Source organism: Parafrankia sp. FMc2, from assembly GCF_041008525.1.
Classification (GTDB): Bacteria; Actinomycetota; Actinomycetes; order Frankiales; family Frankiaceae; genus Parafrankia.
Genome location: NZ_JBFLUG010000020.1, coordinates 1 through 21,151 on the forward strand (window position 1 = coordinate 1; position 21,151 = coordinate 21,151).

General features: G+C 72.5%; 14 protein-coding genes and 2 pseudogenes. 10 read left to right on the forward strand and 6 right to left on the reverse strand.

What is annotated here, in order from left to right:
- Both AB1460_RS09865 and AB1460_RS09870 read left to right on the forward strand, forming a co-directional pair.
- Positions 1-440 (forward strand): annotated as a pseudogene (locus AB1460_RS09865) (hypothetical protein); the annotation flags it as partial.
- Between the two features lie 322 nt (positions 441-762).
- Positions 763-2,370: pseudogene (locus AB1460_RS09870) on the forward strand (MFS transporter); the annotation flags it as partial.
- Here AB1460_RS09870 and ppc read toward each other — a convergent pair.
- The 3 genes from ppc to AB1460_RS09885 form a co-directional block, all read right to left on the reverse strand.
- A complete protein-coding gene (ppc, locus tag AB1460_RS09875; protein WP_368960496.1) occupies positions 2,260-5,106 on the reverse strand; it encodes a phosphoenolpyruvate carboxylase in 2,847 nt (948 codons plus the stop codon). The pseudogene AB1460_RS09870 and the gene ppc sit on opposite strands and share 111 nt — an antisense overlap.
- 10 nt (positions 5,107-5,116) lie before the next feature.
- On the reverse strand, positions 5,117-6,328 hold the full coding sequence (locus AB1460_RS09880; RefSeq protein WP_368960498.1) for a M56 family metallopeptidase: 1,212 nt from the start codon (positions 6,326-6,328) through the stop codon (positions 5,117-5,119).
- A gap of 168 nt (positions 6,329-6,496) precedes the next feature.
- Positions 6,497-7,021 carry a BlaI/MecI/CopY family transcriptional regulator gene (locus tag AB1460_RS09885; protein ID WP_368960499.1) on the reverse strand — a complete coding sequence of 175 codons (525 nt, stop codon included), beginning with the start codon at positions 7,019-7,021 and terminating at the stop codon, positions 6,497-6,499.
- A gap of 175 nt (positions 7,022-7,196) precedes the next feature.
- On the opposite strand from AB1460_RS09885, the gene AB1460_RS09890 reads away from it, so the two are divergent.
- From AB1460_RS09890 to AB1460_RS09915, 6 genes are all read left to right on the forward strand, one after another.
- Positions 7,197-8,744, forward strand: coding sequence for a cytochrome ubiquinol oxidase subunit I (locus AB1460_RS09890; protein ID WP_368960500.1), 1,548 nt, complete (start codon positions 7,197-7,199; stop codon positions 8,742-8,744).
- Entirely contained in the window at positions 8,741-9,751 is a 1,011-nt protein-coding gene (locus tag AB1460_RS09895) for a cytochrome d ubiquinol oxidase subunit II (protein ID WP_368960501.1), read from the forward strand. The genes AB1460_RS09890 and AB1460_RS09895 overlap by 4 nt, the downstream gene beginning before the upstream one ends.
- Positions 9,752-9,904: 153 nt before the next feature.
- Complete coding sequence (locus AB1460_RS09900; protein ID WP_420497232.1) at positions 9,905-10,828, forward strand: CPBP family intramembrane glutamic endopeptidase; 924 nt, start codon at positions 9,905-9,907, stop codon at positions 10,826-10,828.
- A gap of 144 nt (positions 10,829-10,972) precedes the next feature.
- Entirely contained in the window at positions 10,973-12,505 is a 1,533-nt protein-coding gene (locus AB1460_RS09905; protein ID WP_368960503.1) for a CHAD domain-containing protein, read from the forward strand.
- 316 nt (positions 12,506-12,821) lie between these two features.
- On the forward strand, positions 12,822-13,871 hold the full coding sequence (locus AB1460_RS09910) for an aldo/keto reductase (RefSeq protein WP_368960504.1): 1,050 nt from the start codon (positions 12,822-12,824) through the stop codon (positions 13,869-13,871).
- Between the two features lie 313 nt (positions 13,872-14,184).
- The gene (locus AB1460_RS09915) at positions 14,185-14,388 is read left to right on the forward strand and encodes a cold-shock protein (protein ID WP_018500469.1); all 204 of its coding nucleotides are present in this window, start codon (positions 14,185-14,187) and stop codon (positions 14,386-14,388) included.
- Positions 14,389-15,123: 735 nt separating this feature from the next.
- Here AB1460_RS09915 and AB1460_RS09920 read toward each other — a convergent pair.
- The gene (locus AB1460_RS09920) at positions 15,124-16,185 is read right to left on the reverse strand and encodes an aspartate-semialdehyde dehydrogenase (RefSeq protein ID WP_368960506.1); all 1,062 of its coding nucleotides are present in this window, start codon (positions 16,183-16,185) and stop codon (positions 15,124-15,126) included.
- Positions 16,186-16,327: 142 nt separating this feature from the next.
- On the reverse strand, positions 16,328-17,596 hold the full coding sequence (locus AB1460_RS09925) for an aspartate kinase (protein ID WP_368960508.1): 1,269 nt from the start codon (positions 17,594-17,596) through the stop codon (positions 16,328-16,330).
- A 269-nt stretch (positions 17,597-17,865) separates the two neighbouring features.
- Between AB1460_RS09925 and AB1460_RS09930 the strand changes: the two genes are divergently transcribed.
- Both AB1460_RS09930 and AB1460_RS09935 read left to right on the forward strand, forming a co-directional pair.
- Positions 17,866-18,450 (forward strand): TerD family protein, encoded by a 585-nt coding sequence (locus AB1460_RS09930; protein WP_368960510.1) that lies wholly within the window; start codon positions 17,866-17,868, stop codon positions 18,448-18,450.
- 196 nt (positions 18,451-18,646) lie between these two features.
- Entirely contained in the window at positions 18,647-19,822 is a 1,176-nt protein-coding gene (locus AB1460_RS09935) for a zinc-dependent alcohol dehydrogenase family protein (protein WP_368960512.1), read from the forward strand.
- Between the two features lie 22 nt (positions 19,823-19,844).
- Here the strand turns inward: AB1460_RS09935 and AB1460_RS09940 are convergent, their stop codons facing one another.
- Positions 19,845-21,056 (reverse strand): methyltransferase domain-containing protein, encoded by a 1,212-nt coding sequence (locus tag AB1460_RS09940; protein ID WP_368960513.1) that lies wholly within the window; start codon positions 21,054-21,056, stop codon positions 19,845-19,847.
- Positions 21,057-21,151 lie beyond the last annotated feature (95 nt).

The window sequence follows — 21,151 nt, forward strand, 5'->3', positions numbered from 1 at the left end:
TGTTCTCGACGAGTCCGGGTTCGGGTGATCTTTACCGGTATACGGGGGCGTCGACGAACTGGGAGCTGGTGGGTGGTCCTGGTGCGCAGTTCGTGGTGACGGCGGACCGGTTGTACTCCCTCACGCCGGATCGGCAGGGTGTGTACATGTATTCCGGGTCGGGTACGAACTGGGTTCAGATCGGTGGGCCCGGGGGGACGTTGTATGGCGGGGGTTATGGTTTGTTCTCGACGAGTCCGGGTTCGGGTGATCTTTACCGGTATACGGGGGCGTCGACGAACTGGGAGCTGGTGGGTGGTCCTGGTGCGCAGTTCGTGGTGACGGCGGACCGGTTGTACTCCCTCACGCCCGACCAGCAGGGCGTGTACCTGTACTCCGGATCGGGCACGGACTGGATTCGCATCGGCGGGCCCGCCCGGAGCATCGCCCCCGGGTCATAGCCGGGCCGGCTGACGGCTGTTCCGCACCCCGCCGAGCATCTGGTGCGCGTATCGGCGGCGACTGACCTCGGGCCGGGTGCCGGGGTGCCGGGGTGCCGCGCTGCCAGGCGGCCGCGTGGACGGGTGGACGGGTGGACGGGTGGCAGCGTTGCCGAGTGATCGAGTGGACGAGCCCAGCGATCTACTCATAAATCTGTTAGTTGCTCTACGCTAAATAGTTGGACGACCTCGGATCGGGCCCCGACCTTGGTCGTCCGCGGGCCGGCCGTCAGGTCGGCGGCGCGGGGGCGCACAGCTGCAGTCAGCCCGGGAGGTGGTCCGGATGGCCGAACTGACCATGCGCCGCAAGTTCGCCGTGCTGGCGATCTGCTCGATGAGCCTGCTCATTGTCGGGCTCGACATCACGATCGTGAACATCGCGCTGCCCTCGCTGCAGCGTGACTTCGACGCGTCGCCGGCCGGTCTGCAGTGGAGCATCGACAGCTACACCATCGTCCTGGCCAGCCTGCTCATGCTCGCCGGTTCCGCGGGGGACAGGCTCGGCCGCCGGAAGGTGTTCCAGACCGGGCTGGTGCTGTTCACGCTGGGCTCCCTGCTGTGCAGCCTCGCGCCCGGGCTCGGCTGGCTGGTGGCGTTCCGCATGGTCCAGGCCGTCGGCGGCTCGATGCTCAACCCGGTGGCGATGTCGATCATCACCAACACGTTCACCGATCCTCGCGAGCGCGCACGGGCCATCGGTGTGTGGGGCGCGGTGGTCGGCATCAGCATGGCGTTGGGCCCGGTGCTGGGCGGGGTCCTGGTCGAGTGGGTGAACTGGCGCGCGATCTTCTGGATCAACATCCCGTTCGGCCTGCTCGCGCTGGTGCTGGCGCGGCTGTTCGTCCCCGAGTCGCGGGCCGCGCGGCCGCGTCGGCTCGACCCTGTCGGCCAGCTGCTGGTGATCACGGCGCTCGCCACGCTGACCTACTCGCTCATCGCGGCCCCCGAGGCGGGCTGGACGTCGGCCCGCACCCTGGTTCTGTTCTCGGCCGCCGGTATCGCCACGGTGCTGCTGGTGCGCTACGAGTCCCGCCGGGCCGAGCCGTTGCTGGACGTCCGCCTCTTCCGCGTCCCGTCGTTCTCGGGCGCGACGGCCACGGCGGTCTGCGTGTTCGGCGCCCTCGGTGGGGCGCTGCTCCTCAACACGATCTACCTGCAGGATGTCCGCGGCTACTCGCCGTTGCACGCCGGCCTCGTGACCCTGCCGATGGCCGTGGCCATCATCATCGGTGCGCCCCTGTCCGGACGGGCGGTGGCGCGGTTCGGCCCGCGGCCGTCCCTGCTCGCCGCCGGCGTCGGGCTCACCGCCGGCAGCCTGGTGATGACCGTGTTCGACGCCGGAACCTCGACCGGTGTGCTCCTCGTCGCCTACGTCCTGTTCGGAGCGGGCTTCGGGCTGGTGAACGCGCCGATCACGAACACGGCGGTGTCCGGAATGCCGGTGGAGCAGGCGGGAGTCGCCGCGGCGGTGGCCTCGACCAGCCGTCAGGTGGGTCAGTCGCTGGGCGTCGCGCTGATCGGTTCCGTCGCCGCCGTGACGGCTGCGACGACGGCGGGCGTGGCCGTGGTCGCCACCGCGGGTGCGGGGGAGGATCCAGTCGGGGGAGGGCCGACGATCATGATCGATTCCACCGGTGCGGCGGGCCGGTGGGTGGTCGTCGCCGCCTGTGCGGCCGCTCTCGTCCTGGGGCTCACGACGGCGCCTCGCTCCAGGCGGGGCGGTGCTGCTCCCGCCGCCGGTGCTGCCCCCGGTGCCGGTGTCGCGTCAGCCGGTGTCGCGTCAGCCGGTGTTGCGCAGGCCGGCCGCGATGCCGTTGATGGTGAGGAGCAGGCCACGGCGCAGCCGGGGGTCGGCGCCGTCGCCGGCGGCGCGGGTGCGGGCCAGCAGGGAGACCTGCAGGGCGTGCAGCGGGGTGAGGTAGGCATCCCGGACCTGCAGGGTGTGGCGCAGCACCGGCGCGGTCTGCAGTAGCTCGTCCTGACCGGTGACGGTGAGCACCTCGCGCACGGTGCGCTCGTGCTCGGCCCGGATGACGTCGAACAGGCCGGCGCGTGCCGGGTCGACGAGCGTTGACACGTAACGCCGCGCGATCGCCAGATCCGACTTCGCCAGGGTCATCTGGACGTTGCCGAGGAACGTCCGGAAGAAGTGCCACGACCGGTACATCTCGGCCAGTTCGTCCCCGGCCCCGGCGGCGCGGGCCGCCGCCAGGCCGGAGCCGACCCCGAACCAGCCGGGGAGCAGGATCCGCGACTGCGTCCAGCCGAACACCCAGGGGATGGCCCGCAGGTCGGCGAGCCCGCCGGTGCCGCCGGGCCGGCGGGCCGGTCGGGAGCCGATGTTGAGGTTGCCCAGCTCCTCGACCGGGGTTGCGGCCAGGAAGAACGGGACGAGCTCCGGGTCTGCCACCAGCGACCGGTAGGTGTCGCGGGCGGCGTCCGCCACGGCGGTCATCGTCCCGTCCCAGCCGAGGAGGATCCGTTCGGACTGCCGAGACGTCCGGTGCAGGATGGAGGCCTCGATCACCGCCGACAGCGCGATCTCCAGGTTCTGCCGGGCGAGGCGCGGCAGGATGTACTTGTCCGAGATCACCTCGCCCTGCTCGGTGACCTTGATCGGCCCGTCCAGGGTGCCGTACGGCTGGGCGAGGATCGCCTCGCCGGACGGCCCGCCGCCGCGGCCGACCGACCCGCCGCGGCCGTGGAACAGCCGCAGCACGACCCCGTGGGCGCGGGCGGTGTCCCGCAGCTCGCGCTGCGCCTTGTGGATCTCCCACTGGGAGGCGGTGATGCCGGCGTCCTTGGACGAGTCCGAGTAGCCGAGCATGACCTCCTGCACGTCGCCGCGCGCCGCGACGAGCGCACGGTAGGACGGGTCGGCGAGCAGCCGGTCGAGCAGGGCGCCTGCCGCCCGCAGCTCGGTGACGGTCTCGAACAGCGGCACGAACCCGATCCGTGCCCAGGCCCCGCCGGTTCCGCTCGCCGGCTCCGTCCCGCCGGTTCCGCCGGTCCCGCCGGGGGCGCCCAGGCCGACGAGGCCCGCCTCGCGGGCGAGCACCACGACGGCCAGGATGTCGTCGACTCCGCGCGTCATCGACACGATGTAGCTCTCGATGACTCCGTCGCCGTAGCGGTCGAGTGCCTGGCGGACGGTGGTGAGCAGCTCGAACGTCCGCGCGGCCCGCTCCGGCAGCGGCGGCGGTACGGCGCCGAGCAGCGGCCGGCGCCCGGCGAGCTCGGTGGAGAGCAGGGTGAGCCGGGCCGCGCGGTCCAGGTCCCGGTAGCGGACGTCAAGCTCGCCGAGCTGGTCGTAGATCGCACTGAGGGCCGCGTGGTGGGCGTCGGCGTGCTCGCGGATGTCCAGCGTCGCCAACGACAGCCCGACGGTGTTCGCGGTCCGGATCGCGCGCAGCAGCGGCCCGTCGGCGACCAGCCCGCCGTTGCTGGCCGCCAGGGAGACCCGCATGAGCTCCAGCTCGTCCACCAGCTCGGTGATCCGCAGGTAGTCCCGCCCGGGGACGTGCGGGGTGCCGGCGGCGAGCCGTGCCCGGGTGCCGGCGAGCCGGGTCAGGATGTAGCTGCACCGCAGCCGGTAGGGCTCCTCCGCGTTGAGCCGGATGTACCGGTCGTACACCTCGGGCAGCGCTGCCCGGTCGGCGGTGAGCGCGGCGCGCAGGTCCGCGCTGATCTCTCCGACCACCCGGGTGGAGGCGGTCAGCTCCCGGATCAGCCGGTCGACGGTGGCGGTGAGGACACGGATGCCGAACTCGTGCTGGAGGTTGAGCACCTCCAGGGTCACCGCGGGCGTGACGTTCGGGTTGCCGTCACGGTCACCGCCGGCCCAGGTCCCGAAGGCCAGCGGCCGGGCGGTGGCGGGCAGGTCGACGCCGATGCGGGCGAGCGCGGTGTCGAGGTCCTCCAGCAGGTCCCCCACGACCTCGGTGGCGATCGACTCCAGGTAGTAGGTGGCTGCCCGTGCCTCGTCCGTCGGCTCGGGCCGCTCGACCCGAAGCTCGTCGGTCTGCCAGAGGACGTCCACCAGTTCGGCGAGCCGGCGGGCGAGGCGCTCGTCATCGGCGGCGGGGCGGCGCGGGTCGTCGGACGCGTCCAGCAGGTCGGCGATGCCGCGCAGCGTGTCCAGGACGGACCGGCGGCTGGCCTCGGTGGGATGCGCGGTGAACACCGGGCGCAGCTGGAGGCGCCCCATCACCTCGCCGGGCAGGCCCGGGTCCAGCGTGCCGTCGGCGACCGCGGCGGCGATCCGGTCGGCGAGGGTGTGCAGCCGCCCGCGCGGCCGGTCGGAGATCTCCCGGGCGCGGTGCAGCTGCTCGGTGATGTTGGCGAGCTGGAAGTAGGCGGCGAACGCCCGGGCGAGCAGGATCGCCTGCGGCGCGTCGACCTCGTCGAGGACGGCGGCGAGCTCGGCGCCGCCGTCCTCGCTGCGGGCCAGCATCCGCACCCGTTCGACCAGGGTGAACAGGTCCTCGCCCTCGTAGCGGGTGAGTGACTCGCCGAGCAGAGTGCCCAGCCGCCGCACGCCGGCGCGGACCGCCGCGTGCCGGGCGCCCGAGGCGACGCCGCCGGAGAAACCGCCAGGATCCTGGGACGTGCCTGGTGGGGGCGTCAAGGTGGTCCTCTCAGACGAGGAGGAGCACGGCAGGAGTGAGGAACACCGCCGCGGCGCCGAGGTAGGCGGCGCCGGGCAGCCAGATCGGCACCTCGGGTGGGTCGAGGAGACGGGAGATCCGCGCGACGACCGGCGTCCGCACCGGCTCGGGCCGGGCTGCGTCGGGTCGTGATCCGCCGGGTTTCGCACCGCCGGAGCGCGCCGCGCCGGGCCGGTCGCCCGCGAGGGCGATCATCGTGGCGACGAGGCGACTGGCGCCTCCGATCACCCCCAGCGTCGCCGGCGAGTCGGGGACGGAGCGCGGCCCGGTCACCCCGAGGGCACCGGACGGGACAGGAGCGCGGGTGACCCCGAGCCGGGCGAGTGCGCGGGCCAGTGTCCGCCCGCTGGTGCGCCGGGCGGCGGCGTCGTCCGCGAGCATCTCGACGAGCAGCGACACCGCGGCCGTCGCCTCCCGGGCCGGCCGCAGGAAGGGGAAAGTGCGCTCCCAGGCGACGAACGGCTGGATGACCAGGTCATGACGCCCGTTCACATGCGCCTCCTCATGGGCGAGGACGGCGTCCAGCTCCTCCGGGGTCAGTGTCCGCAGCAGCCCCTCGGAGACGACGACCCGCGCGTGGCGCACGCCGGGCACGCAGTAGGCGACGGCGAGCGGGTGGTCGAGAATCCGCAGCCGGGCGCCGGTCCGCTCCCGGTGCTCGCACAGGCGGCATCCCTCGACCGGCTGGTCGCCCTCACTGGCGCGGTCGCCCTCACCGGCGCGGCTGCCCTCACCGGCCGGGGCGCCGCGGTCGCGGGGAGCGGACCTGGTGCCGTGGCGGCGGTGGCGGTGGCCGGCGAGGTCGACGAGGTGCCGGTGCCGGTGCCGGTCGCGCAGGGTGGCGGCTGTCGAGACGCACAGCACGCCGAACAGGCGGGCTGCCAGCGCGGCGGCGATGGCGAGGCCGAGGAGGTTCGTCCGGCCCAGCCCGACGAGGGGCTCACCGGCCGCGAGGTTGGCCGCATGGTCGGCGACCGCGGACGGGATGCCCTGGGACAGCGGTGCCACGGTGAACGCGATCGCGGCGAGAAGAGCGGACACCCCGCCGGCCAGCCCGACCGCCTGCCACAGCACGATGGCGGCCCGCGGGCACCGGTACGGCCATCGGGCGGAGGCCAGCAGGCGTGGGACTGGCCAGGCCAGCGCACACGCGAACAGGGCGAGAAGGACCGCGGTCGTCATGTCCCGCCAGACGCTACCGCTCGGGCGCCCGCCGCGGCGGTGCTGGCGGACGGCGCGCGAAGGCCGGTAGACCGAACCTGCTGGCCCGGGTCTTTCGGACCCCGCGCAGGGTGACGTCGGTGACGTCCGGTAGCCCCCTGACGGTGGTCGTGTGGCCGGGGCCGAAGGTCACGGTGCGGTGGCGGGGTCGTCGCCCGGGGCGCCGGTGCTGTCGTCAGCGGCTGCCGCGGCCGAACCATCGTGGGCTGCGATGCCGGGGGCTGCGGTGCCCGGCACGCCGGCCTCGTTGGTGTCGCCGTCGGCGGACTGCGGGTCGGCGGACTGCGGGTCGGCGGAGTCCGCCCCGGCCGGCTCGAGCGCGCGGCGCAGGATCTCGGCCTCCTCCGCGGACACCGAGCCGACGAAACGGACCAGTGCGGAGCCCCGGTCGTCGGCGGTGCCGAGCGCTTCCAGCATCGCCTCGGCGACGACGGTCTCGCGGCTGTCCACGGCGGCGTAGCGGTGGGCGCGTGCGGCCCGCTGGCGCCGGACGAAGCCCTTGCGCTCCAGGCGCTCCAGCACTGTCAGAACGGTGGTGTAGGCGAGGTCGCGCTCATGGTCGAGCCGGGCCGCCACGTCGCGCGCGGTCAGCCAGTCGTCCGCGGACCACAGGACGTCCATGACAGACCGTTCCAGGTCACCCAGGCGTGCCATGACAACGATCCTACGCCGCGTAGAAGTTCTTGCCCGCAAGTTCGGTGAGGTCGGTCGATCTCATGGTGCCGTCGATCGATCTCACAAGGAAAAATCTTCTACGCAACGTAGAATGTTCTACGTAATGTAGAAGAACGCGACGGGCGTGCTGCCGCCCACGGTGGAGGAGGTCCAGATGGTCCAAGCCGCCGAAGTGCTCTCCCACGTCGCGGCGCTCGCGCAGACCGGAGACCTGAACCCGGCCAGCGCGACGTCCACCGGCCTGGCCCGTGGGCAGACCGCCATCTCCCTGGCGTTCCACATCTGCTTCGCGGTGTTCGGTGTCGGGATGCCGTGGCTGCTCCTGTACGTCGAGGGGCGGTGGGTGCGCACCCGGGACCCGGTCTGGCTGGCGCTGACCCGCAAGTGGTCCAGGGCCTTCGCGGTCCTGTTCGCCGTCGGTGCCGTCTCCGGGACGGCCCTGTCCTTCGAGTTCGGGCTGCTGTGGCCGGCCTTCATGGCCCGGTACGGCGGTGTGCTGGGACTGTCGTTCACGCTGGAGGGCTTCGCGTTCTTCACCGAGGCGATCTTCATCGGCATGTACCTCTACGGCTGGAAGCGCCTCTCGCCGCGCGCGCACTGGCTCACGCTGTGGCCGATCGCCATCGCCGGTACGTTCTCGACCCTCTTCATCATCACGGCCAACGCCTGGATGAACACCCCCGGTCACGTCACAGAGGTCGATGGCAAGGTCGTTTCGGCAGAGCCGTTCGCCCCGTTCCTGGCCGCGACCGCGCCGCATCAGCTCATCCACATGCTGCTGGCTGCGATGATGTGCACCGGCGGAATCGTGGCGGGTGTGTACGCGGTCGGCATGCTGCGCGGGCGGCGCGACGCGTATCACCAGCGCGGACTGCGCATCGGTCTGACCGTCCTGCTCGTCTGTGCCCCCCTGCAGCTGATCGTCGGCGACTGGGCCGCCCGCGTGGTCGGCAACGAGCAGCCGATCAAGCTCGCGGCGATGGAGGGCCTCGGTCACACCACGACCCACGCCCCGCTGACCCTCGGCGGTATCTATGACGAGCAGACCGGCGAGGTCCGGCACGGCATCGAGATCCCCAACCTGCTGTCGCTGATGCAGGGCTTCAGCGCCGACAAGGAGATCATCGGCCTGGCCGCCGTCCCACCGGAGGAACGGCCGAACGCGCTGCTGGTGCACCTGGCCTTCAACGTGATGGTCGGGCTCGGCATGGCCCTGATCGCGCTGTCGGCCGCCGTCGGGTTCGTCGTTCTGCTCCGCCGACGGCGAGGGCAACGACCGCTGGTGCCCACCGGGAGACCGTGGTTGTGGGCCGCCGCCGCGTCGGGACCGGCGTCCGTGCTGGCGATGATGGCCGGCTGGGAGGTCACCGAGGGCGGCCGCCAGCCCTGGATCGTCTACGGCCGGATGCGGGTGGACGAGGCGGTGACGACCAGCTCGGGCATGCCAGCGATCTTCACCGGCACGGTGCTGCTCTACCTGGGGCTCGCGACCGCCCTGATCCTCATCCTGCGCCGGATGGCGACCGGCGGGCCGGAGCTCGGCGGGTCCGTCGGCGAGGCCACGCGGGCGCCGGACATCCCGGACGCCCGCCCCGCGCCCGACCAGCAGGCGCCGAACCTGCCCGCCTCCGCCTCCGCGGGTGACGGGAGCGGGAACGGCACCGGGACCGACCCGTCCGGACGCGAGGAGGACACCCGATGACCGCCGCCGACCTGCTCGCCGTCGTGATGGTGCTCGGACTGACCGCCTACGCCCTCACCGGGGGCGCGGACTTCGGCGGCGGCGTCTGGGACCTGCTGGCCCGCGGCCGGGACGCCGCCGACCAGCGCCGGCTGGTCTCCGCCGCGCTCGGGCCGATCTGGGAGGCCAACCACGTCTGGCTGATCTTCGTCGTGGTGATGATGTTCAGCGGCTTCCCGGAGGCCTTCGGGATCGTCGGCTCCACGCTGGAGATCCCGCTGATCTGCGCGCTGGCCGGGATCGTGCTTCGCGGGGCCGCGTACGTCTACCGGGCCTACGGTTCCGGCGCCGCCGGGCCGGACCACTGGTGGGGCCACGTCTTCGCCGTCTCGTCCGCGATCACGCCGGTCGCGCTGGGGGTCGCCGGTGCCGCGCTGGTCACCGGCGACGTCGCCGAGGGCGCGCCGCTGACCCCGGTGACCAGCGCTTTCGGGATCGTCTGCGGTGTCTTCGCGCTCGCCGCAACGGCGTTCCTCGCCGCCGTCTACCTGTGCCGCGACGCGGCCGCCAGCCCGGAGACGGAGCACCTGGTACCGGGCCTGCGCCGGCGTGCGCTCGGCAGCGCCGTGGCCTGCGGGCTGCTGGCCGCGGTGCTGCTGCCGCTGCTGTGGTCCGAGGCGCCGGTGGTCGCCGACCGGTTCGCCGACCGCTCGGTGCCGTTCGTCGTCCTCTCGGCCATCGGCGGGGTGACTTCGCTGGTGGCGCTGTGGCAGCACCGCTTCACGGCCGCGCGGGTGACGGCGGGGATCGCCGTCGCCGGAGTGCTGTGGGGATGGGCTGCCGCACAGTACCCCGACCTCGTCGTGGGCCGGGCCACGGTCGACTCGGCCGCCGCGCCGGAAGCCAACATCGTCGCGATGCTGATCGCGGTCTGCTGCGGGCTGGTCGTGCTGGTGCCGTCGCTGTGGATGTTGTTCCGGCTGTTCGCGAACCCGGAGCCCGAGGCGGAAGCCGAAGCCAGGTCCTGACCCCGCCGGCCCGCCGGCCTGCCCGCCGTCCCGCGGCGGACCTGCCGAGGGCCGAGCCATACCGGCCCGGGAGCCGCCCGCACCGCCAGGGCGGTCTCCCGGGCCTTCGCCTGTGTCCGGTGCGACCCGTCCTGGCACGACTACCTTCGACGGGTGACGAGGGCCGGTTCCGGGAGCAGCCAGGCGGACAGCGCCGCCGTACCGGCGGCGGACGGGCGTGAGCCGCCGTCCGACGCCCGCGGCCGCCCGCCGGTCGAACCGTCGGGCGAACCGTCGGGCGGACTGCCGGGCGGATCGCCGGGCGGGCTGCCTGCCGGTGCGCCCGGTCGCCGGTTGCTGCGCAACGAGGTGCTGCTGGTCCTGGGCGTCTCGTTCGGGGCGTCCGGCCTCTTCGCGTTGATCCGCTATGTCGGCGTGCTCACCGCCGACCAGTCGGTGCGGTCACAGGTCGCGCGGCTGAACTCGTCCGCCGCGCCCGGTCGCCCCTGGCTGGATCTCGCCCTGCAGGTCGCCTCGATCGTCACCGCGCTCGTGCCGGTGTTCCTCGTCGTCCACCTGCTGGGCAGGCATGGCGGCGGCGCGGGTGCCATCGGGCTGGACCGGCGACGCCCGCGTGCGGACACCGCCTGGGGTGCGGCGCTGGCCGCGGCCGTCGGCGGAACCGGGCTGGCCTTCTATCTGGTCGCCTGGCACAGCGGCGCGAACCTCACGGTCGCCCCGTCGAACCTGCCGGACGTCTGGTGGCGGATCCCGGTGCTGATCGCCTCGGCGGCCGAGAACGGCCTGGCGGAGGAGGTGGTGGTCGCCGGCTACCTGCTGGTGCGCCTGCGCGAGCTGGGATGGGGCGCCAACCGGGCCCTCCTCGCCAGCGCGCTGTTGCGCGGCTCCTACCACCTGTACCAGGGGCTCGGCGGGTTCGCCGGCAACGTCGCGATGGGCCTGCTGTTCGGGCGGATCTTTCAGCGCACCGGCCGGGTGCTACCACTGGTGATCGCCCACACACTCATCGACACGGTAGCGTTCGTCGGATATGTGACACTGGCCGGAAAGGTCTCGTGGATTCCGGTTCCGCGGTAATGTGCTGCCGGCACTAGGTTAACAATAGGCAAACAACGATCGTTCTGTCGTGTGCTGGTGGTGTTTCTCCGTCGTGCCCCCAGCCCCCGGGCCTGCCTGGCGACCGGCGAACAAGGGCGTGTCCCGTATGGGGAAGGGGCTGGCATGGGTTCAGTTCGCGAGATCGAGCGCAAGTACTCAGTGGACCCGGGGTTCGTTCTCCCCCGGCTGGCGGACGTGCCCGGAGTAGCCACGGCGCGCACCCGCCGGGCCGTCACGCTCGAAGCCGTCTACTACGACACCGACGACCTGCGGCTGGCCCGCAACCGCATCACGCTGCGCCGGCGCACCGGCGGGGCCGACGCCGGCTGGCACCTCAAACTGCCGGTCGCCCCCGGCACCCGCGACGAGATCCAGCGGCCGCTGGGCGGCGCCGGCCCGGTGCCGGAGGAGCTCACCGACCTCGTCACCGTGCACCTGCGCGGTGCCGAGCTGCGCCCCGTCGCCCGCCTGGTCACGCTGCGCACGGCCCGTCGCCTGCGCGACGCCGCCGGCGCCGACCTGGCGGAGGTCGTCGACGACCAGGTCTCCGCCACCACGATGGGCTCCACGATGGTCGCCCAGAAATGGCGCGAGATCGAGGTCGAGCTCGGCAGCGGCGCCCCCGGCCTGCTCGACGACGTCGAGCAGGTGCTGCTGTCCGCCGGCGCGGACCGGTCGGCCTCGTCGTCCAAACTGGCGCAGGTGCTCGGCCCCGCCCTCGACGCGGCGGCCGGTCCGGATGTCCCGGCGCCTCCCCGGAAGCTGCGCCGGCGCACTCCGGCCGGCACCGTCATCCGTGCCTATCTCATCGCGCAGGTCGAGGCGCTGCTGGCGACCGACCCGCGGGTTCGGCTGGACGCCCCGGATGCCGTTCACCGCATGCGGGTCGCCTGCCGCCGCACCCGCAGCACGCTGCGGACCTTCGCCCCCTTCTTCCCGGCCGATCTCGTCAGCCACCTCGACGGGGAGCTGCGGGACCTGGCCGGAGCACTGTCCGCCGCGCGCGACGCCGAGGTCCAGATCGCCTACTTCGCCGAGCGGCTCGACGCGGTCCCCGCCGACCTGGTCCGCGGGGACGTCACGGCATCGATCAGCGGGCATCTCGCCGCCGACCAGACCGCCGCGCGGGAGCAGGCCCTCGCGATGCTGCGCAGTGAGCGGTACCTGACGCTGGTGCGGGACCTGCTCGCGCTCGTCAACAGCCCGTTGGTGGGGACGGCGCGCAAGCCCGCGGAGAAGGTCCTGCCCGGCCTGCTGCGCGAGGCCGACCGCCGGCTGAGCCGCAAGGTGTCCCGGGCGGCCGCGCTGCCCGTCGGCACCGAGCGGGACGAACTGCTGCACTCCGCCCGCAAGCAGGCGAAGCGGCTGCGCTACGCGGCCGAGGCGGTCGGCCCGGTCTACGGCGCGTCGGCGGCCGCGTTCGCCCGGCTGGCGGAGGAGATGCAGGAGCTGCTCGGCACCCATCAGGACGCGACGATCGCTCGCGACCTGCTGCAGGACTGGGGTGTGCGGGCGCAGGTGGCGGGTGAGTCGTCGGCCTTCACCCTCGGCGTGCTGTACGGGCTGGAGGAACACCGGGCGCGCACCGCGGAACGGGACTTCTTCGACCAGTGGCCGGCCGCCTCCGCGCGCCGCCACCGCCGCTGGTTCGGCTGACCGAGCGACCGGTTCGGCTGGCCGAGCGACCGGTTCGGCTGGCCGAGCGACCGGTCCGAACGGCTGAGCCGCTGAAACTGCCGACCGCATCACCCCGTGCACACGGTGTCGTGCACGGGGCGCCGGGCATGCGGTGTCATGGGAACGAACGATGTGGTGTCAGCGGGGTCGTGTGCGCACCGCGCCGGGAAGGCCCTCGGCGCGCGAGCGTCCTCGGCCGTGCGTGCCCGTGCGTGCCCGTGTCATGAGTGCCGTGTCAGTGTCATGAGTGCCGTGTCATCAGTGCGCGGTGCCCTCGTCGACGAGGAGATGCCCGATGACCGCTCCCGAAGCTCTCCCCACCACCCGGCTCGGCCGGACTGACATGGACGTCACCCGGGTCGGATTTGGCGCCTGGGCCATCGGCGGGGCTGACTGGGCGTTCGGCTGGGGGCCCCAGGACGACGCCGAGGCCGTCGAGGCGATCCGGGCGGCGGTGCGGGCCGGGGTCAACTGGATCGACACCGCCGCGGTCTACGGCCTCGGCCACTCCGAGGAGCTGGTCGCCCGTGCGCTGGCGGACCTCCCTGAGGCCGAGCGCCCGTACGTCTTCACGAAGTGCGGCCTCGCCTGGGATGTGAACGATCCCTCCCGCCGGCCGGCCCGGGTCGGTGCACCGGACTCGATCCGCGCCGAGGTGGACGCCTCGCTGCGGCGGCTGCGGGTCGAGCGCATCGACCTCTACCAGCTCCACTGGCCGCCGGAGGACGGCGCGTCGGTCGCGGACGCGGTGGGGACCCTCCACGAGCTCCGGGCCGCCGGCAAGATCCGGGGGGTGGGTGTGTCGAACCTGTCGGTGAGCCAGCTGGAGGAGGCGGCCACGGTGGGCGGCACCGACGTCCTGCAGCCGCCGTTCTCGCTCGTCAACCGACAGGCCGCGGCCGACCTGCTGCCGTACTGCGCGCTGCGCGACATCGGGGTGATCGTCTACAGCCCGATGCAGTCGGGGCTGCTGAGTGGTCGGTGGACGCCCGAGCGGACCGCCTCGCTGCCGGCGGGCGACTGGCGCCGGGAAGCCGCCGAGTTCAACCCGCCCGCGCTGGACCGGAACCTGGCCGTGGTCGAGGCGCTCCGCCCGGTCGCGGACCGGCACGACACGACCGTCGCCGCGGTCGCCGTGGCCTGGACGTTGTCCTTCGACGGAGTGACCGCCGCCATCGTCGGGGCTCGTCGCCCCGACCAGATCGACGCCTGGCTGCCGGCGGCTGGTGGGGTGACCCTCACCGCTGTCGATCTTGACGAGATTGCCGCTGTGATCGAGCGTTTCGGTGCCGGGGCGGGGCCCGCGCGGCAGAGTCCAGCCCTGCCCGGTAGTGCCCTTGTGTGAGACGCGAGGGGTGTTACTTCGGCAGCGGCGAAGTAGCGTTCAACTGGCCGCTCGGCTTCGGCGCGGTGGACTGTGAGACACCGGGGCGACGCAGTGGACGTTCGCAATGCCGAGCCGTGAAGTGGACTTCTTCTGCTGGAGGACTCCCGTCCGGGGCCGCATCCGTGTAGCGTCAGGCGTGGCCGGTGTTCGTCGGTTCGTGGCTCAACCGAGACACAGCGGAACAACGCGGCGGCGAATCGCATCGCCGGCGCGGTTAGGCCCGGGGCTCGCGCGGTGCGGGTCCTGACTGCACCAGCAGGGAGAACGGCACGTGGCTCAGGGCACGGTGAAATGGTTCAACTCGGAGAAGGGCTTCGGCTTCATCTCCGTAGACGGCGGCGGGTCTGACGTCTTCGTCCACTACAGCGCAATCGACATGGACGGCTACAAGGCACTCGAGGAGGGCCAGCGGGTCGAGTTCCAGGTGACCCAGGGCCAGAAGGGCCCGCAGGCCGACGCCGTCCGCGTCGTCTGAGCCACGAGTAGCAGTAGAACCAGAGTTGGGTAGCCCGTTCGTCGGATCACTCCGGGGGGCGGGCTGTCCGCTTTTCGCGGGCTGTGCGCCCGTGGTCTGTCTGGATCTGTCCGGTGCTGCCCTGCCTGTGCCTTCTGCGTAGTGGGTCGGGCGTTCACCGGAACGCGCTGGCTCGTGATCTGTCTCGGTGATCGCGTCGGTGGGACGAGCATGTTCCACTAACATGATCCGGGCTGATTCGGTCACAGGATTTGGATACGACCTGCCCGCCAACGAATGGTGGGCGGGCGTCGTTCCCGACTAGGCGCCTGCTTTTGTTGATCCGCTCCAAGCATCTCTCTGATTACTCGGATCCGTAAAAGCTGATGCCTGGAATGCGTCCAGGTGGAAATATCGCGCCACTCATGTCGCGCCGGCTGTGTTCCGTGTTGTGTCAGGTCGGTGTTCCGCGACAGAAGCGTGGCCGGGTCCGCGCGGTCGGTGGCGTCGGCGCGTGCGCCTGGAGAGGACTCTGCATGGTCGGCCCGGCCAACACCGTGGCCCGGCTGCGCCTGTGTCGCACGTGGTTAGCGGCTGTTCATCGTCCGGTTAGTGGCTGGCTATCACCTGGTTGGCCAGCGGCAGTCGTGCGCTCTGGTTTGCCCCGTACCGGGGCCCGGCGCCGTGACCGCCGGACCGCGTCGTGCGGGGCAGGGCGCCATCTGCCCTGCCCCTGCGCCTGCATCACCTCGGGACTCAGCCGCCGGCGAGAAACTCGGCGATCTGCAGGGTGTTGAGCGCCGCGCCCTTGCGCAGGTTGTCCCCGCAGACGAACAGAGCGACCTCGTGCGGATCGTCCGGAGACTGCCGGATACGCCCGACCCAGGTCGGGTCCGTGCCCACCACATCCGCCGGGGTCGGGAACTCGCCCGCGGACGGATCATCCAGCACCGCCACGCCCGGCGCCGACGCCAACACCTCCCGCGCCTGCCCGGCGGTGACCGGCTGGCTGAACCGCGCGTGCACCGCCACCGCGTGCGTGGTGACCACCGGAACCCGCACGCAGGTCGCGGAGACCCGCAGCCCGGGCAGCCCGAGGATCTTCCGGGACTCGTTGCGGATCTTGAGCTCCTCGGAGGACCAGCCGCCGTCCTTCAGCGAGCCGGCCCACGGCACCACGTTCAGCGCCAGCGGGGCCGGGAACGGGCCGAGGCCCTCCTCCCCGACGGCCTTGCGCATGTCACCGGCGGTCTGCCCCAGCTCCCGGGTGCCGCCGACCAGCTCCAGCTGGGCGTAGAGCGTGTCGATGCCGGACTGGCCGGCGCCGCTCGCCGCCTGGTACGACGTGGCGACGAGCGACTCCAGGCCGAAGGCCCGGTGCAGCGCGCCGACCGCGACGATCATCGACAGGGTTGTGCAGTTCGGGTTCGCGATGATGCCGCGCGGCCGGTCCGCGACCGCGTCGGCGTTCACCTCCGGGACGACGAGGGGCACGTCCGGGTCCATGCGGAAGGCGCCGGAGTTGTCCACCGCGACCGCGCCTCGCGCGGCGGCGACCGGAGCCCACTGCGCGGACACCTCGTCCGGGACGTCGAAGACGGCGATGTCGACACCGTCGAACACCTCCGGGGCCAGCGCCTGGACCGGCACGTCCTCGCCGCGCACGCGCAGCGTGCGACCGGCCGACCGGGCGGAGGCCACCAGTCGGATCTCGCCCCACACGTCCGGGCGTTCGGTCAGCAGCGCGAGCATCACCGTGCCCACCGCCCCGGTCGCTCCCACCACGGCCAGCGTGGGGCGTTGGGAGATGTCGCTCATGTCCTGCCTCCGGTACTCGTCCTGCGTGCCCTGCTCGTTCTGCGTGCCTGCTCGTGCTGCTGTGCTCGTCCGTGCATCCGGGTTCGCCCCCGCCGGGGGCCGAGAACCCGGCCGGTGCCGCGGCCCTGCGGTGCGGACCCGCTCAGCGGCCGGTGCCGGCGTACACGACGGCGCTCTCGTCCGGGTCGCCCAGTTCGAAGGCGGCATGGACGGCGCGGACCGCCAGCGGCAGGTCCGTGTCACGCACGACCACCGAGATCCGGATCTCGGAGGTCGAGATGATCTCGACGTTGACGCCGGCGTCGGCGAGGGACCCGAAGAACCGGGCGGACACGCCTGGATGCGACTTCATCCCGGCGCCGATCAGCGACAGCTTGCCGATGTGGTCGTCGTAGAGGGTGCGGTCGAAGCCGATCTGGCTGTGGACCTTCTCCAGCGCGGCGAGCGCGGTCTTCCCCTGGGTCTTCGGCAGGGTGAAGGAGATGTCCGTCCGCCCGGAACCGGCCACCGAGCCGACCTGGACGATCATGTCGAGGTTGACGTCGGCGTCGGCGACGGCACGGAACACCGCGGCGGCCACGCCCGGCTTGTCCGGGCAGCCCACGACGGTCACCTTCGCCTCGCTCAGATCATGCGCGACACCGCGGATGATGGCCTGTTCCACGAGCTGTGCCTCCGGAGTCTCGATGACCCACGTGCCCGGCTTCGACGAGAACGAGGACCGGACGTGCACGGGGACGCTGTACCGGCGGGCGTACTCGACGCACCGCAGCATGAGGACCTTCGCCCCGCAGGCCGCCATCTCCAGCATCTCCTCGTAGGAGATCCGGTCGATGCGGCGGGCATCCGGGACGATGCGCGGATCGGCGCTGTACACGCCGTCCACGTCGGTGTAGATCTCGCAGACGTCGGCCTCCAGCGCGGCGGCGAGCGCCACGGCCGTGGTGTCGGAACCGCCCCGCCCCAGCGTGGTGATGTCCTTCGTGTCCTGGCTGACACCCTGGAAACCGGCGACGATGGCGATGGCGCCCTCGTCCAGCGCGGTGCGGATGCGGCCCGGAGTGACGTCGATGATGCGGGCCCGGCCGTGCACCGAGTCGGTGATCACGCCGGCCTGGGAACCGGTGAAGGAGCGCGCCTCGGCGCCCAGCTTGGTGATCGCCATCGCGAGCAGGGCCATCGAGATCCGCTCGCCGGCGGTGAGCAGCATGTCCAGCTCGCGGGCCGGCGGGAGCGGGCTCACCTGCTCGGCGAGGTCGAGCAGGTCGTCGGTGGTGTCACCCATCGCGCTGACGACGACCACCACGTCGTTGCCGGCCCGGCGCGTCTCCACCATCCGTTCGGCCACCCGCTTGATGCGATCAGCGTCCGCGACCGAGGACCCGCCGAACTTCGCGACCAGGAGAGCCATGGGTGCCAGATTACCGAGACCGGCGACACTTCCGCGCGGTTGCGAACCGTGACAGCGGTCCCTGGTCGCCCCCCGGGCCACCTGCCGCCCGCCCCGCGGGCCATCCTCGCGCCGTACCCCGGGGTGGCACGTGTGTCATCCGACCGACCGCCTGCCCGTCGGGTTCACGTTCGTGTGCAAGGGTGGCACGAGAAGTGACCGTGTTGGCCCGATGGTCCTCACTGTGGAGGCCGTCGGTGTAAAGGGATCCTTCAGGAAGGACATTCGTCATGGCGATCAGCCTTGCCAAGGGCGGCAACGTCAGCCTCACGAAGCAGGCCGCCGAGGCGGGAACCGGAGCGCTGACAGCGCTCACCGTCGGGCTCGGGTGGGACGCCCGGACCACGACCGGCACCGACTTCGACCTCGACGCCTCCGCCATCGGCGTCAAGAGTGACGGGAAGGTGCTGTCCGACGGGCATTTCATCTTCTTCAACAACATGAAGAGCCCGGAGGGCGCCATCTCGCTCACCGGTGACAACACCACCGGCGCCGGCGAGGGCGACGACGAGTCCATCAACATCGACCTGGGGCTGGTCCCGGCCGAGATCGACAAGATCGTCGTCCCGGTGTCGATCTACGACGCGGCGAACCGGGCCCAGAACTTCGGCCAGGTGCGCAACGCCTACATCCGCGTGGTGGACCAGGCCGGTACCGAGCTCGTCCGCTACGACCTCTCCGAGGACTACTCCGTCGAGACGGTCGTGATCTTCGGCGAGGTGTACCGCAACGGGGCGGACTGGAAGTTCCGCGCCGTCGGCCAGGGGCACAACGACCTCGGCGGCCTCGCCCGCGACCACGGCGTGAACGTCTGACAGCCGGTTCCGCACCTTCCTGATCCCCGGATCCCACGGGCCCGCGGGCTCTGCGGATCGTTCGGCCTCGGGGCGCCCGGATGCCCTGGGCGCCCGCACAGGTCGCTGGGCGCTCGGGCGTGGTCGGGGACGACCGGGCCGGCCTGGCGCTGCCGCGGTCCCTGCCCGGGGCCCGGCGCGCGGGGGTGAGTGATCGATGTTGGCCTGGCAGGTGGCGACCCCGGGGCCGATGGCCTCGGGCCCGCTTCGAGCGGTGGACCGCCCGGTGCCCGAACCCGGGCCCGGCCAGGTCCGGCTGAAGGTGGCCGCGTGTGGCGTCTGCCGGACGGATCTGCACCTCGCCGAGGGTGATCTCGCTCCGCGCCGCCCTCACACGGTGCCTGGCCATGAGGTCGTCGGCTACGTCGACGCGATCGGCCCGGCCTCCGCCGACGGCGCCGGTACGCCTGGCCCGCCCAGCGGGGCTGGCAGGGCCGGCACGGCCGGTGGGGCTGGCAGGGCCGGCACGGCCGGTGGGGCTGGCAGGGCCGGCACGGCCGGTGGGGCTGGCAGGGCCGGCACGGCCGGTGGGGCTGGTGGGGCCGGTCGGGTGCAGCCCGCGGTGCGGCTGGGTGACCGGCTCGGCATCGCCTGGCTCGCCGGTACCGACGGCACATGTGCCTCCTGCCGCCGCGGGGCCGAGAACCTCTGCCCCGCATCGGTCTACACCGGCTGGGACGTCGACGGAGGCTACGCGCAGTACGCCGTCGTGGACGCCGCCTACGCCTACCCGCTGCCGGCCGGGTACAGCGACGGTGAGCTCGCACCGCTGCTGTGTGCGGGCATCGTCGGCTACCGGGCGCTGCTACGGGCGGATCTGCCGCCCGGCGGCCGGCTCGGTATCTACGGGTTCGGCGCGTCCGCCCATCTCGCGGCCCAGGTGGCGCTCGCCCAGGGCGCGACCGTCCACGTCATGACCCGCTCCGAGCGGGCGCGGCAGCTCGCCCTCGAGCTCGGGGCCGCCTCGGTGGCCGGCGCCTATGACAGCCCGCCCGAGCCGCTCGACGCCGCCGTCCTGTTCGCTCCCGTCGGTGATCTCGTCCCGGCCGCGCTGGCGGCACTGGACCGCGGCGGGACGCTGTCGATCGCCGGGATCCACCTGACCGACATCCCGCCCCTGAACTACCAGCGTCACCTGTTCCAGGAGCGGACGGTACGCAGCACGACAGCCAACACCCGGGCCGACGGACAGGAGTTCCTGACCGTCGCCGCCCGGCACCGGCTGGCGGTCACCGTGACCCCGTACTCGCTGGCGCAGGCGGACCAGGCACTCGGCGACCTGGCCCGGGACCGCGTCAACGGCGCCGCCGTCCTGTTCCCCGAGGGCGGCTGAGCTCCCCTGGCGAGCGGGTCGGTCAGGGGACGAGGCGATAGAAGCGGAAGAAGTCGTGCTCGACCGGCAGCGTCGAGGTGGCGCTGAACCCGGCCAGCTCGGCGTACCCGGCCAGGGTCGACGGGCGCATCACCGTGCCGGTTCCGACCGACGGCTGTCGGGACATGCCGTCCGGCAGGCATCCGGTCAGCGAGTAGCCGTAGAGCAGTCGCTCCAGCTCGCTGCCAGGCGCCTGGAAGGTCTCGGCGCACCGCTCGTCCATGACGATCACGCTGCCGCCGTCGGTGAGCAGGCGGCGGGCCGCGTCGAGCACCGCGACCGGGTCCGGCATGTCGTGGACGCACTCGAAGGCGAAGACGAGGTCGTAGCTGCCCGCGCCGTCGCCGTCCGCGATGTCGGCGGCGTCGATGTCGGCGAAGGTCACCCGGTCAGCCACTCCGAAGCTGGCGGCGTTGCGCTCGGCGAGACGGATCGCGGCGGTGTCCGGGTCGAACCCGTCCACCGTCACGCCCGGGTAGCCACGGGCGATGGCGACAGCGGACCAGCCCGCGCCGCAGCCGATGTCCGCGACCCGGGCGCCGGCGGTCAGCACGGCGTGCACCTCAGGAGCGCTTGGCAGCAGCTCCTGGCACAGCGCGGAGAGGAACATCGGGCGGTTCATCGCGGCCTGGGCCTCCCGGGCATCCGCGCCGAAGTGCTCCCAGCTGACTCCGCCGCCGGTCCGGTAGGCCGTGACGATCTCGCCCAGCTGCCGGCCCGCGCCGGCGACGAACCGAGCGAGCGGTGCCAGGTAGTTCAGGCTGTCGACGTCGGTGAGCACCTCCGCGTGGCTGCTGGGTAGCAGGTAACGGCGGGACAGTGCGTCCGCGTCGCCGGTGTCGGTGTCGGTGCCGGAATCCGAGTCGGAGTCGGAGCTCTGGTCGGTTGCCGGCTCCTGCACCGTGAGATAGCCGCAGACGGCCTGGTGCTCGAGCCACTCGCGGGCGTACCGCTCCGCGCTGCCGGTCGCCGTCGCCAGCTCGGTGGAGGTGAGCGGTCCGCCGACGGCGAGGGCGGTGTAGTAGCCGAGTCGGTCGCCGAGGTAGAGCGCCTGGACCTCCTGCGCTCCGAGCACGGCGTCGAGGACCCGCTGCGCGAAGTCCGCGACGGTCATGCCGGTGCCGGTGCCGGTGGCGGTGCCGGTGTCGGTGTCGGTGGCGGTGCTGCCCGCCGCCGGGTCGGTGCTGACTGTCATGGTCACTCGTCCCCCTTGATCCGCGAGATCCGCCGATGTCGCTGAGCGCCACCTGCGTGCTCTCGTCCTGTCAACCAGGGTGCGGACGGAGGTTG